The sequence below is a fragment of the Kribbella qitaiheensis genome, from assembly GCF_014217565.1.
Taxonomy (GTDB): domain Bacteria; phylum Actinomycetota; class Actinomycetes; order Propionibacteriales; family Kribbellaceae; genus Kribbella; species Kribbella qitaiheensis_A.
Map to the genome: position 1 here is coordinate 3321526 of NZ_CP043661.1, position 16034 is coordinate 3337559.

The 16034-nt window shown below is 66.3% G+C and carries 15 protein-coding genes and 2 pseudogenes; all 17 read right to left on the reverse strand.

Going from position 1 to position 16034, the window contains the following annotated elements:
* Positions 1 to 36: 36 nt before the first annotated feature.
* A complete protein-coding gene (gene rpsQ, locus F1D05_RS15315) occupies positions 37 to 339 on the reverse strand; it encodes a 30S ribosomal protein S17 (RefSeq protein WP_185448315.1) in 303 nt (100 codons plus the stop codon).
* A complete protein-coding gene (rpmC, locus tag F1D05_RS15320) occupies positions 336 to 632 on the reverse strand; it encodes a 50S ribosomal protein L29 (protein WP_185448316.1) in 297 nt (98 codons plus the stop codon). Before rpmC ends, rpsQ begins: the two co-directional genes overlap by 4 nt.
* The gene (gene rplP, locus F1D05_RS15325) at positions 632 to 1051 is read right to left on the reverse strand and encodes a 50S ribosomal protein L16 (RefSeq protein ID WP_185448317.1); all 420 of its coding nucleotides are present in this window, start codon (positions 1049 to 1051) and stop codon (positions 632 to 634) included. Before rplP ends, rpmC begins: the two co-directional genes overlap by 1 nt.
* Before the next feature lie 3 nt (positions 1052 to 1054).
* On the reverse strand, positions 1055 to 1912 hold the full coding sequence (gene rpsC / locus F1D05_RS15330) for a 30S ribosomal protein S3 (protein WP_185448318.1): 858 nt from the start codon (positions 1910 to 1912) through the stop codon (positions 1055 to 1057).
* 77 nt (positions 1913 to 1989) lie between these two features.
* A pseudogene (gene rplV / locus F1D05_RS15335) lies at positions 1990 to 2448 on the reverse strand (50S ribosomal protein L22); the annotation flags it as partial.
* 59 nt (positions 2449 to 2507) lie between these two features.
* Complete coding sequence (gene rpsS, locus F1D05_RS15340; RefSeq protein WP_112243213.1) at positions 2508 to 2789, reverse strand: 30S ribosomal protein S19; 282 nt, start codon at positions 2787 to 2789, stop codon at positions 2508 to 2510.
* A gap of 15 nt (positions 2790 to 2804) precedes the next feature.
* Positions 2805 to 3639: pseudogene (gene rplB / locus F1D05_RS15345) on the reverse strand (50S ribosomal protein L2).
* The gene (rplW, locus tag F1D05_RS15350; protein WP_112243217.1) at positions 3639 to 3944 is read right to left on the reverse strand and encodes a 50S ribosomal protein L23; all 306 of its coding nucleotides are present in this window, start codon (positions 3942 to 3944) and stop codon (positions 3639 to 3641) included. Before rplW ends, rplB begins: the two are co-directional and overlap by 1 nt.
* Positions 3941 to 4636 carry a 50S ribosomal protein L4 gene (gene rplD, locus F1D05_RS15355; protein WP_185448320.1) on the reverse strand — a complete coding sequence of 232 codons (696 nt, stop codon included), beginning with the start codon at positions 4634 to 4636 and terminating at the stop codon, positions 3941 to 3943. Before rplD ends, rplW begins: the two co-directional genes overlap by 4 nt.
* Entirely contained in the window at positions 4633 to 5292 is a 660-nt protein-coding gene (gene rplC, locus F1D05_RS15360) for a 50S ribosomal protein L3 (RefSeq protein WP_185448321.1), read from the reverse strand. Before rplC ends, rplD begins: the two co-directional genes overlap by 4 nt.
* Before the next feature lie 31 nt (positions 5293 to 5323).
* Positions 5324 to 5632: a 30S ribosomal protein S10 gene (gene rpsJ, locus F1D05_RS15365; protein ID WP_012923688.1), complete on the reverse strand. Its 309-nt coding sequence runs from the start codon at positions 5630 to 5632 to the stop codon at positions 5324 to 5326.
* Positions 5633 to 6011: 379 nt separating this feature from the next.
* Positions 6012 to 7205 (reverse strand): elongation factor Tu, encoded by a 1194-nt coding sequence (gene tuf / locus F1D05_RS15370; RefSeq protein ID WP_185448322.1) that lies wholly within the window; start codon positions 7203 to 7205, stop codon positions 6012 to 6014.
* Between the two features lie 72 nt (positions 7206 to 7277).
* On the reverse strand, positions 7278 to 9359 hold the full coding sequence (gene fusA / locus F1D05_RS15375) for an elongation factor G (RefSeq protein ID WP_219733016.1): 2082 nt from the start codon (positions 9357 to 9359) through the stop codon (positions 7278 to 7280).
* A 104-nt stretch (positions 9360 to 9463) separates the two neighbouring features.
* Positions 9464 to 9934 carry a 30S ribosomal protein S7 gene (gene rpsG / locus F1D05_RS15380; protein WP_185448324.1) on the reverse strand — a complete coding sequence of 157 codons (471 nt, stop codon included), beginning with the start codon at positions 9932 to 9934 and terminating at the stop codon, positions 9464 to 9466.
* Positions 9934 to 10308: a 30S ribosomal protein S12 gene (gene rpsL, locus F1D05_RS15385; RefSeq protein ID WP_012923692.1), complete on the reverse strand. Its 375-nt coding sequence runs from the start codon at positions 10306 to 10308 to the stop codon at positions 9934 to 9936. The genes rpsG and rpsL overlap by 1 nt, the downstream gene beginning before the upstream one ends.
* A gap of 301 nt (positions 10309 to 10609) precedes the next feature.
* Positions 10610 to 11902: a nuclear transport factor 2 family protein gene (locus F1D05_RS15390; RefSeq protein ID WP_246486718.1), complete on the reverse strand. Its 1293-nt coding sequence runs from the start codon at positions 11900 to 11902 to the stop codon at positions 10610 to 10612.
* A 231-nt stretch (positions 11903 to 12133) separates the two neighbouring features.
* Complete coding sequence (locus tag F1D05_RS15395) at positions 12134 to 15994, reverse strand: DNA-directed RNA polymerase subunit beta' (protein WP_185448325.1); 3861 nt, start codon at positions 15992 to 15994, stop codon at positions 12134 to 12136.
* Between the last annotated feature and the right edge of the window lie 40 nt (positions 15995 to 16034).

Below are 16034 nucleotides of genomic sequence, written 5' to 3' on the forward strand. Positions count from 1 at the left end.
GGCGTTGCGCTGCCCGAAAGGCCCTTGAGAGGCTGATTACTTGGCCTTCTCGAGGATCTCCACGATGCGCCAACGCTTGGTGGCGGACAGCGGCCGGGTCTCCATCAGGAGGACGCGGTCGCCGATGCCGGCGGCGTTCTGCTCATCGTGGGCCTTGAGCTTGCTGGTGCGGCGGATGACCTTGCCGTACAGCTTGTGCTTGACCCGGTCCTCGACCTCGACCGTCACGGTCTTGTCCATCTTGTCGCTCAGCACCAGACCGACCTTGGTCTTGCGGTTGCCGCGCTTCGCGTCGGGGGTCGTGCTCACGGTGTCGTCCTTCGCTGCATTCTCGGTCATGCCTTGCTCCCAGCCTTCTCGCTGTCGTCCGCGGTCTCTTCCACGGCGTCCTCGGCCTCAGCCACGGGCGCGGTCTGGTCGACCTCTTCGGTGATCCCGAGCGCACGCTCGGTCAGCACCGTGTAGATGCGGGCGATGTCCTTCTTGACGGCGCGCAGCCGTCCGTGGGACTCCAGCTGACCCGTGGCAGCCTGGAACCGGAGGTTGAACAGCTCCTCCTTGGCCTCGCCCAGCTTCTCCAGAAGCTCAGCCTTGCCAAGGTTCCGCAGCTCAGCGGCAGTCACGATAGCCATCAGTTCTCACCTGCCTCTCGGGTGATGAATTTGCACTTCATCGGCAACTTGTGAATCGCGCGGCGCATCGCCTCGCGAGCGGTCTCCTCGTCAACACCGGACAGTTCGAACATCACCCGGCCGGACTTGACGTTGGCGATCCACCACTCGGGCGAACCCTTGCCGGAACCCATCCGGGTCTCGGCAGGCTTCTTGGTCAGCGGGCGGTCCGGGTAGATGTTGATCCAGACCTTTCCGCCACGCTTGATGTGCCGGGTCATCGCGATACGAGCGGACTCGATCTGCCGGTTCGTGACGTAGTGGCTCTCGACGGCCTGGATGCCGAAGTCGCCGAACGCCAGCGCGGTGCCACCCTTGGCAGCGCCGGAGCGCTTCGGGTGGTGCTGCTTGCGGTGCTTGACCTTACGGGGGATGAGCATCGTTCAGCTCTCCGTTCCGGTCGTCTCGGCCGGCTTCTCGGCAGCCGGAGCCGCCGTCGCGTCAGCCTTCGGGGCGTCATTGCGGGCGCCACCGTCACGACGGTCATTACGACCGCCACGGTCACCACCGCGACCACCACGGTCACCGCGGTCGCCACCACCGTCACGGCGGGCCGGACGGCCACGCTGCTGGGTAGCGGCCCGAGCGGCGGCCTGCGCCTCGCGCTCGGCGCGGGTGCCGGCGACGTCGCCCTTGTAGATCCAGACCTTCACGCCGATCCGGCCGAAGGTCGTCCGGGCCTCGTAGAAGCCGTAGTCGATGTCCGCGCGAAGCGTGTGCAGGGGCACCCGGCCTTCGCGGTAGAACTCCGAACGCGACATCTCAGCGCCACCGAGACGGCCGGAGCACTGGATCCGGATGCCCAGGGCGCCGCCACGCATGGTGGTCTGCATCGCCTTGCGCATCGCGCGACGGAACGCCACGCGGCCGGACAGCTGCTCGGCAACGCCCTGGGCGACGAGCTGTGCGTCGACCTCGGCGTTCTTGACCTCGAGGATGTTCAACTGCACCTGCTTGCCGGTGAGCTCCTCGAGGCTGCCCCGGATCCGGTCCGCCTCGGCGCCGCGGCGACCGATGACGATGCCCGGACGGGCGGTGTGGATGTCGACGCGGACACGGTCACGGGTGCGCTCGATCTCCACCCGGGAGATGCCTGCGCGCTCCATGCCCTTGCTCAGCAAGCGACGGATCTTGACGTCCTCGCCCACGTAGTCCTTGTACAGCTTCTCCGCGTACCACCGGCTCTTGTGGTCCGTGCTGATGCCGAGTCGGAACCCGTGCGGGTTTACCTTCTGGCCCACTATCGGGTCTCCTTCTTCTCAGCCTTTTTGGCGGTTGCCTTCTTGGCCGGCGCCTTCTTGGCGGTGGCCTTGCTGGCCGCGCCCTTCTTTGCGTCGTCCTTCTTGGCGTCCGCCTTGTTGGCATCGGCCTTCTTCGCCGGCGGCGCGGCCTCGACCTTCGGGCCGACCACGACGGTGATGTGGCTGGTCCGCTTGTCGATCCGGGTCGCGCGACCCTGGGCACGGGGGCGGTGACGCTTCAGCGTCGGGCCCTCGTCCACATAGGCCTTCACCACGACCAGGTCGGCGCGGCTCAGGTGCTCGGTGCCCTCGGCGTTCGCCACGGCGCTGTCGACGACCTTGTACACGGTCTCGGCAGCGGCCTGCGGGGCGAACTTCAGAGTGGCGAGTGCGTCGTCGACGCCCATGCCGCGCACCAGGTCGACCACGCGACGTGCCTTCATCGGCGTCACGCGGACGAAGCGCGCGACCGCGAAGGCCCCGGGCTCGTCGCCCAGCAGGCCCTCGCGACGGGCACTGACTGCCCTACGCTCCATTACGCTCATGATGTTCGAATCTCTCCGTAGGTTGCTCTGCGCTTCGTCGCTGACCTAGGTCAGCGACGCCGTGCCTTGCGGTCGTCTTTTTCGTGGCCCTTGAACGTCCGGGTCGGGGCGAACTCGCCGAGCTTGTGCCCGACCATCGCGTCCGTCACGAACACGGGGACATGTTTGCGGCCGTCGTGCACCGCCAGGGTGTGACCGATCATGGTCGGAATGATCATCGATCGGCGCGACCAGGTCTTGATCACGTTCTTGGTGCCCTTTTCGTTCTGCACCTCCACCTTCTTCAACAGGTGGTGGTCGACGAACGGGCCCTTCTTGAGGCTGCGTGGCATCTGTCCGGCTCCCTATCAGCGCTTCTTGCCGGCCTTGCGGCGCCGGACGATCATGCGATCGCTTTCCTTGTGACCACGGGTGCGGCCATCGGGCTTGCCCCATGGGGACACCGGGTGACGTCCACCCGAGGTCTTACCCTCACCACCACCGTGCGGGTGGTCGACCGGGTTCATGGCGACACCACGGACGGTCGGGCGCTTGCCCTTCCAGCGCATCCGGCCGGCCTTGCCCCAGTTGATGTTCGACTGCTCGCCGTTGCCGACCTCACCGAGGGTGGCGCGGCAGCGTACGTCGACCATCCGGACCTCGCCCGAAGGCATCCGCAGGGTGGCCATCCGGCCCTCCTTGGCGACCAGCTGAACGCTGGCACCGGCGGAGCGGGCCATCTTGGCGCCACCACCCGGGCGCAGTTCGACGGCGTGCACCGTGGAACCGACCGGGATGTTGCGCAGCGGCAGGTTGTTGCCGACCTTGATGTCCGCGGGCCGGACCGTTCTCGACGATCGTGCCCTGCTTCAGGTTGGCCGGGGCGAGGATGTAGCGCTTCTCGCCGTCGACGTAGTGCAGCAGTGCGATCCGGGCGGTGCGGTTCGGGTCGTACTCGATCTCCGCGACCTTGGCCGGCACGCCGTCCTTGTCGTACCGCTTGAAGTCGATCAGGCGGTAGGCGCGCTTGTGACCGCCACCGTGGTGCCGAGTGGTGATCTTGCCGGAGCTGTTCCGGCCACCCTTCTTCGGCAGCGGGCGGAGCAGGGACTTCTCAGGGGTCGAACGGGTGAGCTCGACGAAGTCGGCAACGCTGGAGCCACGGCGGCCCGGCGTCGTCGGCTTGTATTTGCGGATACCCATTACGACTGGCCTCCGAAGATGTCGATGCGGTCGTCGCCGGCAAGGCTGACGATCGCTCGCTTGGTGTCAGGACGCTTGCCCCAGCCCGTACGGGTACGGCGGCGCTTGCCCTTGCGGTTGATCGTGTTGACGCTGGTGACCCGCACCTTGAACACCTTCTGGACCGCGAGCTTGATCTCGGTCTTGTTGGCGTCCGGGGCGACCTCGAACGTGTACTTCTGCTCGTCCAGCAGGCCGTAGCTCTTCTCGCTCACGACCGGCCGCAGCAGCACGTCCCGCGGGTCTTTGTTGACTCCGTGACTCATGCTTCTACCTCCTGCTCGGCCTCGGTCGACGTAGCGACGGCCTTGACGGACTTGCCCTTCGGCGTGCCTGCGACGAAGGTCGCCAGCGACGCGGTGGTGAAGATGACCGCGTCGTTGCACAGCACGTCGTACGCGTTCAGCTGGTCGGCCGCGATCAGGTGCACGGTCGGCACGTTGCGCAGGCTCAGCAGCGTCACGTCGTCGTCGCGCTCGACAACCACCAGCAGCTTCAGGAACTCGGTGACCTCGGCCAGGACCTTGCGGGCGACCTTGGTGGAGGGCACGTCGCCGTCCACGAACTGGTCGACCACGATGACGCGGCCTTCGCGGGCCCGGTCGGAGAGCGCACCGCGCAGGGCGGCGGCGATCATCTTCTTCGGGGTCCGCTGGCTGTAGTCACGCGGGGTCGGGCCGTGCACCACGCCACCACCGGTGAACTGCGGCGCGCGGGTCGAGCCCTGACGGGCGCGGCCGGTGCCCTTCTGGCGGTACGGCTTGGCGCCACCACCGGACACCTCGGCGCGGGTCTTGACCTTGTGCGTGCCCTGACGGGCAGCGGCCAGCTGCGCTACGACGACCTGGTGGATCAGCGGGATGTTCGCCTGTACGTCGAACAGGTCGGCGGGGAGCTCCGCGGAGCCCTTCTTGCTGACCTTGTCGCCCTTCACGACGACGACGTCAACGGTGCTCATTTGGTAGCTCCCTTCGCGGCGTTGCGGATCAGCACGAGGCCGCCCTTGGGGCCGGGGACGGCACCCTTGAGCAGGACCAGGCCACGCTCGACGTCGATCGCGTGGACCGTGACGTTCTGCGTGGTGACCTTCTCGTTGCCCATCCGGCCGGCCATCTTGAGGCCCTTGAAGACCCGGCCCGGGGTCGCGCACCCGCCGATGGAGCCCGGCGAACGGTGCTTCTTGTGCACACCGTGGGTGGAGCTGAGACCGTGGAAGCCGTGCCGCTTCATCACACCGGCGAAGCCCTTGCCCTTGCTGGTGGCGGACACGTCGACGATCTCGCCGGCGGCGAACGCCTCGGCCTTGATCTCCTGGCCGAGCGTGTACTCGCTGGCGTCAGCGGTGCGCAGTTCGAGCAGGTGGCGACGCGGGGTCACACCAGCCTTCTCGAAGTGGCCGCGCATCGGCGAGTTCACCTTGCGGGGGTCGATGTCGCCGAAAGCGATCTGCACGCCGTCGTAGCCGTGGCTGGCCGAGGTACGAACCTCGGTGACCACGCAGGGGCCGGCCTGGATCACGGTGACGGGGACGACTCGGTTGTTCTCGTCCCAGGTCTGGGTCATACCGAGCTTGGTGCCCAGCAGACCGCGAGTGGTTTTGCCTGTTTTTGCCATGTTTACAGGGCTCATTGGTTTCGCGTTTCCCTCAGAGCTTGATCTCGATGTCGACACCGGCCGGCAGGTCGAGACGCATCAGCGAGTCGACGGTCTTCGGCGTGGGGTCGATGATGTCGATGAGCCGCTTGTGGGTGCGCATCTCGAAGTGCTCGCGGCTGTCCTTGTACTTGTGCGGCGAGCGGATGACGCAGAACACGTTCTTTTCCGTCGGCAACGGCACCGGGCCAGCAACCTTCGCACCAGTACGCGTCACCGTGTCGACGATCTTGCGCGCCGAGCTGTCGATGACCTCGTGGTCGTAGGCCTTCAGCCGGATGCGGATCTTTTGTCCCGCCATCGCTTCGCTTCGTCCTTCTCTTCGTCATTCGTCTTCGTTGCTCCGACCCCCGAGGTCGGGTGTGTCGTGGACGCGGCACGCGCGTCACCACACATCTTTCGACCCTGGGATGGTGATCGGGGTTCGGTCTCGGACCGGAACCTCGGCATGGTCTCCGGTCCGGCGCACCTGGCAGAAACACGTCTGCGGCGCGCCCCGGCGGCCTCGCCTGAGCAACCTGAATAGTGTGCCAGAGATCGGCATCGAAATGCCAATCGAGGTGGCTTTACGCCCAGATCCCGAACCGTTCCGGAGTCACCGACCCCGACTTGCCCTGGATCAGGCGTAAAGCAGAGGTCCGCGAAGGCTCAACGAGCGAGCCCTCGCGGACCTCATGAAATCACTTGAGGATCTTGGTGACCCGGCCGGCGCCGACGGTGCGGCCACCTTCACGGATCGCGAACTTCAGGCCCTCTTCCATGGCGATCGGCTGGATCAGCTCGACCGACATGTCGGTGTTGTCGCCCGGCATGACCATCTCGGTGCCCTCGGGCAGCGTGACGACGCCGGTGACGTCCGTGGTGCGGAAGTAGAACTGGGGCCGGTAGTTCTGGAAGAACGGCGTGTGACGGCCACCCTCCTCCTTCGACAGGATGTAGACCGAAGCGTCGAAGTTGGTGTGCGGGGTGGTGGTGCCCGGCTTGATGACGACCATGCCGCGCTCGACGTCCTCGCGCTTGGTGCCACGAAGCAGCAGACCGACGTTCTCGCCGGCCTCACCGGTGTCGAGCAACTTGCGGAACATCTCGATGCCGGTGACCGTGGTGGTCTGCTTGGCCTCGCGGATTCCGATCAGGTCGACGGTCTCGTTGACCTTGACCACGCCGCGCTCGATCCGGCCGGTGATGACGGTACCGCGACCCGTGATGGTGAAGACATCCTCCACCGGCATCAGGAACGGCTTGTCGATCTCGCGGACCGGCTGCGGGATGTAGGAGTCGACAGCATCCATCAACTCGAGGATGGACTTGCCCCACTTCTCGTCACCCTGCAGTGCCGGGTGAGCCGCAACGTGCACGACGGGAGCGTTGTCGCCGTCGAACTCCTGGTCGCTGAGCAGCTCGCGAACCTCGAGCTCGACGAGCTCCAGGATCTCCTCGTCGTCGACCATGTCGCACTTGTTCAGGGCGACGACCATCGCCGGCACGCCGACCTGACGGGCGAGCAGCACGTGCTCACGCGTCTGCGGCATCGGGCCGTCGGTGGCGGCGACGACCAGGATCGCACCGTCCATCTGGGCCGCACCGGTGATCATGTTCTTGATGTAGTCCGCGTGCCCCGGGCAGTCGACGTGGGCGTAGTGCCGGGCCTCGGTCTGGTACTCGACGTGCGCGATGGAGATGGTGATACCGCGCTGGCGCTCTTCCGGCGCCTTGTCGATCTGATCGAAGGCCGAGGCCTCGTTCAGAGTCGGGTACTTGTCGTGCAGCACCTTGGTGATCGCCGCGGTAAGAGTCGTCTTACCGTGGTCGATGTGACCGATGGTGCCGATGTTGACGTGCGGCTTAGTCCGCTCGAACTTCGCCTTAGCCACTGGGGCCCTCCTGGAAAGTGTTGACTTACGCCGTACGCCGACGCGCTGTGGGTTGGTTGGTCCGGGGCGAGACTACTCGCCGCGGGCCTTCTTGATGATCTCTTCCGCCACGTTCTTCGGAACCTCGGCGTAGGAATCGAACTGCATCGAGTACGACGCGCGACCCTGGGTCTTCGACCGCAGGTCACCGACATACCCGAACATCTCGGACAACGGCACCAGAGCCTTGATAGCCCGGCTGCCCCCGGGGCCTTCGTCCATTGACTGGATCTGGCCGCGGCGTGAGTTGAGGTCGCCGATCACTTCACCCATGTAGTCCTCAGGGGTGATGACCTCGACCGAGAACATCGGCTCGAGGATGACCGGCGTCGCCCTGCGGGCGGCGTCCTTGAAAGCCATCGAACCGGCGATCTTGAAGGCGAGCTCGGACGAGTCGACATCGTGGTAGGCGCCGTCGGTCAGGGTGACCTTGACGTCCACCATCGGGTAGCCGGCCAGGACGCCGAACTCCATCGCTTCCTGGGCACCCTCGTCCACCGACGGGATGTACTCCCGCGGGATCCGGCCACCGGTGACGGCGTTGACGAACTCGTAACCGCCCTCGCCACCGCCCTCGGCCGACGTCGGCTCGATGTTGATGATCACACGCGCGAACTGACCCGAACCACCGGTCTGCTTCTTGTGCGTGTAGTCGACCTTCTCGACCTTCTTCTTGATGGTCTCGCGGTAGGCGACCTGGGGCTTGCCGACGTTGGCCTCGACGCGGAACTCGCGCTTCATCCGGTCGACCAGGATCTCCAGGTGGAGCTCACCCATACCGGCGATGATCGTCTGGCCGGTATCCTCGTCGGTCCGGACCTGGAAGGTCGGGTCCTCCTCGGCGAGCCGCTGGATCGCGACGCCCAGCTTCTCCTGGTCGCCCTTCGACTTCGGCTCGATGGCGACCGAGATGACCGGCGCCGGGAACGTCATCGACTCCAGCACGACAGGCTTGCTCGGGTCGCACAGCGTCTCACCGGTGGTGGTGTCCTTAAGACCCATCACCGCGACGATGTGGCCGGCGCCGACCGACGCGATCTCCTCACGCTTGTTCGCGTGCATCCGGTAGATCTTGCCGATCCGCTCCTTGCGCCCCTTGGTGGGGTTCAGGACCTGGGTGCCGGTCTCGAGCTTGCCCGAGTACACCCGGATGAAGGTCAGCTTGCCCAGGTGCGGGTCGGCCGCGATCTTGTACGCCAGGGCCGAGAACGGCTCGGAGTCATCCGGCTTGCGGGTGACGACGACCGCGGCGTCCTTGACGTCGTGGCCCTCGATGTCGGGCACGTCGACCGGGCTCGGCAGGAAGGCGTTGATCGCGTCGAGCAGCGGCTGGACGCCCTTGTTCTTGAAGGCCGTACCGGTCAGCACCGGGGTCAGCTTGCTGGCGATGGTCGCGCGCCGGATGCCGGCCACGATCTGCTCCTGGGACGGCTCTTCGCCCTCCAGGTACATCTCCATGATCTCGTCGTCGGCCTCGGCCAGCGTCTCGATCAGCTTGTCGCGCCACTCGGCGGCGATCTCGGTGTGACTGGCCGGGATCTCCTCGACGGTGTAGTCCTCACCCATCGTGGTCTCGCCGCGCCAGGTCAGCGCGCGCATCCCGATCAGGTCGACGACGCCGATGAAGTCGGCCTCGGCACCGATCGGCAGCTGCAGCACCAACGGCACCGCGGCCAGCCGGTCGATGATCATGTCGACGCAGCGCATGAACTCCGCGCCGGTCCGGTCGAGCTTGTTGACGAAGCAGATCCGCGGTACGCCGTACCGGTCCGCCTGACGCCACACGGTCTCCGACTGCGGCTCGACACCCGCGACACCGTCGAACACGGCGACCGCGCCGTCGAGGACGCGCAGCGAGCGCTCTACCTCGACGGTGAAGTCGACGTGACCCGGGGTGTCGATGATGTTGATGGTGTGGTCTTTCCAGATGCAGGTCGTCGCGGCGGACGTGATCGTGATGCCGCGCTCCTGCTCCTGCTCCATCCAGTCCATCGTGGCGGCGCCGTCGTGGACCTCACCGATCTTGTAAGTGATACCGGTGTAGAAGAGGATCCGCTCGGTCGTCGTCGTCTTACCGGCGTCGATGTGGGCCATGATGCCGATGTTGCGCACCATGCTCAGGTCGGTGGTGATTTGTACGGCCACCTCGGTGGTCTACCTCTCGCTTCTGTCTAGCTTCAAAATGGGTGAATCGCAGGGGTCCGGGATCGGACCCCGGATCACCAGCGGTAGTGGGCGAAAGCCTTGTTGGCTTCGGCCATCTTGTGCGTGTCCTCGCGGCGCTTGACTGCGGCACCCAGACCGTTCGACGCGTCCAGGATCTCGTTCATCAGGCGCTCGGACATGGTCTTCTCGCGACGACCGCGGGAGTACGACGTGAGCCAGCGCAGGGCGAGCGTGGTCGAGCGACCGGGCTTGACCTCGATCGGCACCTGGTAGGTGGCTCCACCGACGCGGCGGCTCTTCACCTCGATGCTGGGCTTCACGTTGTCCAGTGCGCGCTTCAGCGTGATCACGGGATCGGTGCCGGTCTTCGTCCGGGTGCCCTCGAGCGCCGTGTAGACGATGCTCTGGGCGATCTGCTTCTTGCCGTCGACCAGGATCTTGGAGATCAACTGTGTGACGAGCGGCGAACTGTAGACCGGGTCGATGATGACCGGCCGCTTCGGGGCGGGACCCTTACGCGGCATTAGCTCTTCTCCTTCTTCGCGCCGTACCGGCTGCGAGCCTGCTTCCGGTTCTTCACACCCTGGGTGTCGAGCGAACCGCGGATGATCTTGTACCGGACACCCGGGAGGTCCTTCACACGACCACCACGCACGAGCACGATCGAGTGCTCCTGCAGGTTGTGGCCGACGCCCGGGATGTAGGCGGTGACCTCGATGCCGCTGGTGAGGCGGACGCGAGCGACCTTACGAAGAGCCGAGTTCGGCTTCTTCGGGGTGGTCGTGTAGACGCGCGTGCACACACCACGACGCTGAGGGGAACCCTTCAGGGCCGGCGTCTTGTTCTTGGACACCTTGTCCTGGCGGCCCTTGCGGACCAACTGCTGGATGGTGGGCACCGCGTAGGTCTCTTTCTGTCGTCCGGTCGGTTGCTGCGCACCTGACCCCCGCGGTCGGGTGTGTCGCGAGGGCACGGACACGCCGGAGTCATAAACTTTCTGACTGTCGGCAGAAGTCCCGTGCCACGCGCTGACCCGGAAATATTACGAGGGGCACGCATGACGGCCCAGGATGACCCGGGCACGATCGTTAAGACTAGCGGCTGCCTCAAGCACGGTCAAAACAGAAGACCGTACGGCACTGAGGCGCAGCCGCGTGTCCAGTTTACAGGGTCAGCGCCGGAACCCTGGCATCGGCGCCTCAGGCGAGGATGCGGACCTCGGTAATGAGGCCTTCTTGTACGCGGTAGAAGGCGATTGCCGGCGTAGCGCCGTGGTCGCCGTCATGGCTGATGGACTGGTCCACCACCCATTCACCCAGCGTCATCCGGTGAATCAGCTCGGTCTTGCACTGGCCGGCCTCGAACCGCGGCTGGTAGTACTCCCGCAGCAACCGGCGACCGCGCAGTACCTTGCCTTCTGCCGTCTGGAGCTGTGCGGTCGGTGAGTACATGGCCAGAAACGCTTCCAGATCATGCGCTTCGTACGCCGAGTGCTCCCGCCCGACCACCCGAGCCGCAGCGGTATCGGTCGGCGCCGCCGCGGGAGCGGTGGGCCTGGTCGTGGTCGCGATCGGCTGGCTGGCGGGCGCAGCCGGCTCTGCCGGGGCCGGGCGAGTCGGGGCCGGGGCAGCGGCGGGGGCGCTGGTCCGGCGGCTGGTGGCGGGGGTCGTGGCAGCCGGGGCGGCAGCGGCCTGGGGAGTGGCTGGGATGGGGAGTTGGCCGGTGGGGTCTTCGCCCAGGTGGGCGATGGCCCAGTCGAGGGCCTTGGTCACCGCGGCGCGGGATTCGTCGGTGTGGTCGAGCATGTCGAAGCCGTGTTGCCCTTTCGGTACGTCGATGATGTCCAGCGCGGTGCCACCGGCGGAGACGAACTCCGCCACCGGCCCGGCGAGCTCAGCTCGCTCACGGCCGACCCTCGTCAGCAGCACCGGCAGGACGCTGTTTGAATCTTTCCCCGCCCCACCGCCCCGGTCGTGTCTGCCGATCACCTCGGCAGCGGAAACCAGTTCGTCGACACCGGGCGGGGTGGCGAGCAGGGGGTAGGTCAGGGCGACGCCGCGCAGCCAGTCGGGGCGGCTGTCCAGCCACTCCCCCGCCAGCAGCCCGGCACCGGAGAAGAACCAGAGCAGCACGCGCTCCGGGTCCACCTGGGAATCGGCCCGCAGCAGGCCGACAGCGGCCTCCACGTCGTCGGCGGCGGCGGTCAGCTGGTCGAGTCCACGAATCAGGCTGTGGTCGACCACGACGGCCACCAGGCCGCGCTGGGCGATCGCCGTCGCATAGCCCTGATAGACCGGCCAGTCGCGCGGCGAGGTGGTGAGGCCGGCGGGCCCCGGACCCCCGTGAATCAACAGGATCGCGCCCGTCCGCGCCGTACTGGCGGGGCGGTAGAAGTCCAGCTCGCCGACGCGGTCGACGGACTGGTCCGCGACCCCTTCGACGTCCAGCACGAACGGTCGCAGGTAGGGCGGGAGATCCGGCATGTGCGTCATCTTCGCGCATCCCGCCGACACTTACACGCCGACCCCTCGCGACACTCTGCAGCCGCTCGACCACCCTCGGCGTGTTGCCGCGGCCGCCTGCGCCAGAACCCCTTCCCGGCCATCGATCCGGGCCCCGGCGCGTAATTTGCCCTAGGCAACCACCGGCGCGGGCGGCCGGAAAAGCCCGAGGGCGGCACCCCCTGGTGGGGGTGCCGCCCTCGGCCGTACTACGGGACCAGCTCAGTTCTTGTACGAACCGAGGTCGAAGTCGTCCAGCGGGACCGACTGACCGGTGGACGGGCCGAAGTCGTAGTCGTACGACTCGTAACCGACCATCGAGTACATCGCGGCCTTCGCCTCCTCGGTGGGCTCCACCCGGATGTTGCGGTAACGGTCCATGCCGGTACCCGCCGGGATCAGCTTTCCGATGATGACGTTCTCCTTCAGACCGACCAGCGAGTCGGACTTGCCGTGGATCGCGGCCTCGGTCAGGACCCGGGTCGTCTCCTGGAAGGAGGCGGCCGACAGCCACGACTCGGTCGCGAGCGACGCCTTGGTGATACCCATCAGCACCGGACGACCAGACGCCGGCGTACCGCCCTCGGCAACCACCCGACGGTTCTCGGCCTCGAACATCAGCCGGTCCGCCAGCTCGCCCGGCAGCAGGTTCGCCTCGCCGGACTCGATCACCGTGACCCGGCGCAGCATCTGCCGGACGATGATCTCGATGTGCTTGTCGTGGATGGCCACACCCTGCGACCGGTAGACCTCCTGGACCTCGTCCACCAGGTGCTCCTGCGCCTTGCGGACACCCAGGATCCGCAGAACTTCCTGCGGGTCCGGCGTACCCTGCGTCAGCTGCTGACCGACCTCGACGTGCTGACCCTCTTCGATCAGCAGGCGGCCACGCTTGGACACCGGGTAGGCGACCTCCTCGGAACCGTCGTCCGGGGTGAGCACCAACTTCCGGGTCTTGTCCGTGTCCTCGATCGAGATCTTGCCCGCGGCCTCGGCGATCGGCGCCTTGCCCTTGGGCTGGCGAGCCTCGAAGAGCTCGACAACACGCGGCAGACCGTGGGTGATGTCATCACCCGCGACACCACCGGTGTGGAAGGTACGCATCGTCAGCTGCGTACCCGGCTCACCGATGGACTGCGCCGCGATGATGCCGACGGCCTCACCGATGTCGACCGGCTTGCCGGTCGCCAGCGAACGGCCGTAGCACTTCGCGCAGGTACCGGTCTTGGCGTCACAGGTCAGCACGGAGCGGACCTTGACCGACTCGATACCGGCATCGACCAGGATGGCGATGGAGACATCGCCCAGGTCGCTGCCCGCGGCCAGCACCAGCTTGCCCTTGGCGTCGAACGTGTCCGTCGCCAAGGTGCGTGCGTAGGCGCTGGTCTCCACGTTCTCGGCGTGCACGGTCTTGCCGTCCGCGCCGGTCTGACCGATCTGCTTGGGCAGACCACGCTCGGTGCCGCAGTCCTCCTCGCGGATGATGACGTCCTGCGACACGTCCACCAGACGACGGGTCAGGTACCCCGAGTCGGCGGTCCGCAGCGCGGTGTCGGCAAGACCCTTACGAGCACCGTGGGTGGCGATGAAGTACTCGACCACCGACAGACCCTCACGGAAGTTCGCCTTGATCGGCCGGGCGATGATCTCGCCCTTCGGGTTGGCCACCAGGCCACGCATACCGGCGATCTGCCGGATCTGCATCATGTTTCCCCGGGCACCCGAGTGGACCATCATCCAGATCGGGTTGGCCTTCTCGAAGTTCTCCTCCATGGCCTTACCGACCTCGGCGTTGGCCCCGGTCCAGATCTCGATCAGTTCCTGCCGCCGCTCGGACGCGGTGATCAGACCACGCTCGAACTGCTTCTGGACCTTCTCGGCCTGGGCCTCGTAGCGAGCCATGATCTCCGGCTTGCTCGGCGGCGTGCTGAAGTCGTCGATCGACACCGTGACACCCGAGCGGGTGGCCCAGCGGAAACCGAGGTCCTTCAGCGCGTCCAGGCAGAACGCCACCTGGACCTTGGAGTAACGCTCGGCCAGATCGTTGACGATCGAGCCCAGCTGCTTCTTGCCGACCTCGGTGTCCACGAAGGTGTAGTCGCTCGGCAGCGCCTCGTTGAAGAGGGCGCGGCCCAGCGTGGTCTCCATCGAGAATCCACCGTTCGGGCGCTCGGTCGAGCCGGCCGGCGCGCCGGCCTGGTCGAGCCGGAGCGTGATCTTGGCCTGCAGCGACAGCTCCTTGCGGTCGAAGGCCATCAGGGCCTCCGCCAGTGAGCTGAACGCCCGGCCCTCGCCCGGCACGCCTTCCTTCAGCATGGTCAGGAAGTAGATGCCGATGATCATGTCCTGGGTCGGCATCGTGACCGGACGGCCGTCAGCGGGCTTCAGGATGTTGTTCGTCGACAGCATCAGGATCCGGGCCTCGGCCTGCGCCTCGGCCGACAGCGGCAGGTGCACCGCCATCTGGTCACCGTCGAAGTCCGCGTTGAACGCGGAGCAGACGAGCGGGTGGATCTGGATCGCCTTGCCCTCGATCAGCTGCGGCTCGAACGCCTGGATACCCAGCCGGTGCAGGGTCGGTGCACGGTTGAGCAGGACCGGGTGCTCGGTGATGACCTCTTCCAGCACGTCCCAGACCTGGGCGCGCTGACGCTCGACCATCCGCTTGGCGGACTTGATGTTCTGCGCGTGGTTGAGGTCGACCAGCCGCTTCATCACGAACGGCTTGAACAGCTCCAGCGCCATCGCCTTCGGCAGACCGCACTGGTGCAGCTTCAGCTGCGGGCCGACCACGATGACCGAACGGCCGGAGTAGTCGACGCGCTTGCCCAGCAGGTTCTGACGGAAGCGACCCTGCTTGCCCTTGAGCATGTCGGACAGCGACTTCAGCGGCCGGTTGCCCGGGCCGGTGACCGGACGCCCACGGCGGCCGTTGTCGAACAGTGCGTCGACGGCCTCCTGCAGCATCCGCTTCTCGTTGTTGACGATGATCTCGGGCGCGCCCAGGTCGAGCAGCCGCTTGAGCCGGTTGTTCCGGTTGATCACCCGGCGGTACAGGTCGTTCAGGTCGGAGGTGGCGAACCGGCCACCGTCGAGCTGAACCATCGGCCGCAGGTCCGGCGGGATCACCGGAACGCAGTCGAGCACCATGCCCATCGGGCTGTTGTTGGTGGCCAGGAACGCGGTGACGACCTTGAGCCGCTTCAGGGCACGCGTCTTGCGCTGGCCCTTACCGGTCTTGATGGTCTCCCGCAGGCTGTCCGCCTCGGCCTTGAGGTCGAAGGTCTCCAGGCGCCGCTGAATCGCGGCCGCGCCCATCGAACCCTCGAAGTACTTGCCGAACCGCTCCTTCATGGCGCGGTACAGGATCTCGTCACCCTCGAGGTCTTGGACCTTGAGGTTCTTGAACCGGCTCCAGACCTCGTCGAGGCGGTCGATCTCGCGCTGCGCACGGTCGCGCAGCTGCTTGACCTCACGCTCGGCGCCTTCCTTCACCTTGCGGCGAACGTCGGCCTTCGCGCCCTCGGCCTCGAGCTGGGCGAGGTCCTCTTCGAGCTTCTTCATCCGGGTCTCGATGTCGTTGTCGCGCCGGCCCTCGAGCTGCTTGCGCTCGACATCGGTCCGGCCCTCCAACGACGAGAGGTCGCGGTGCCGCGCCTCGTCGTCGACGTCGGTGATCATGTACGCCGCGAAGTAGATGACCTTCTCGAGGTCCTTCGGGGCGAGGTCGAGCAGGTAGCCGAGTCGCGACGGGACACCCTTGAAGTACCAGATGTGGGTGACCGGCGCGGCCAGCTCGATGTGGCCCATCCGCTCGCGGCGCACCTTGGAACGGGTGACTTCGACGCCACACCGCTCGCAGATGATGCCCTTGAAGCGAACACGCTTGTATTTACCGCAGTAGCACTCCCAGTCCCGGGTGGGACCGAAGATCTTCTCGCAGAACAGACCGTCACGCTCGGGCTTGAGCGTCCGGTAGTTGATCGTCTCGGGCTTCTTGACCTCGCCGTGCGACCACTGGCGGATTTCATCCGCAGTCGCCAGGCCGATCCGAAGCTCGTCGAAGAAGTTCACGTCGAGCACGATGTGTTATCTCCCGATTGTAAAGATGGTCTGAGTGAGT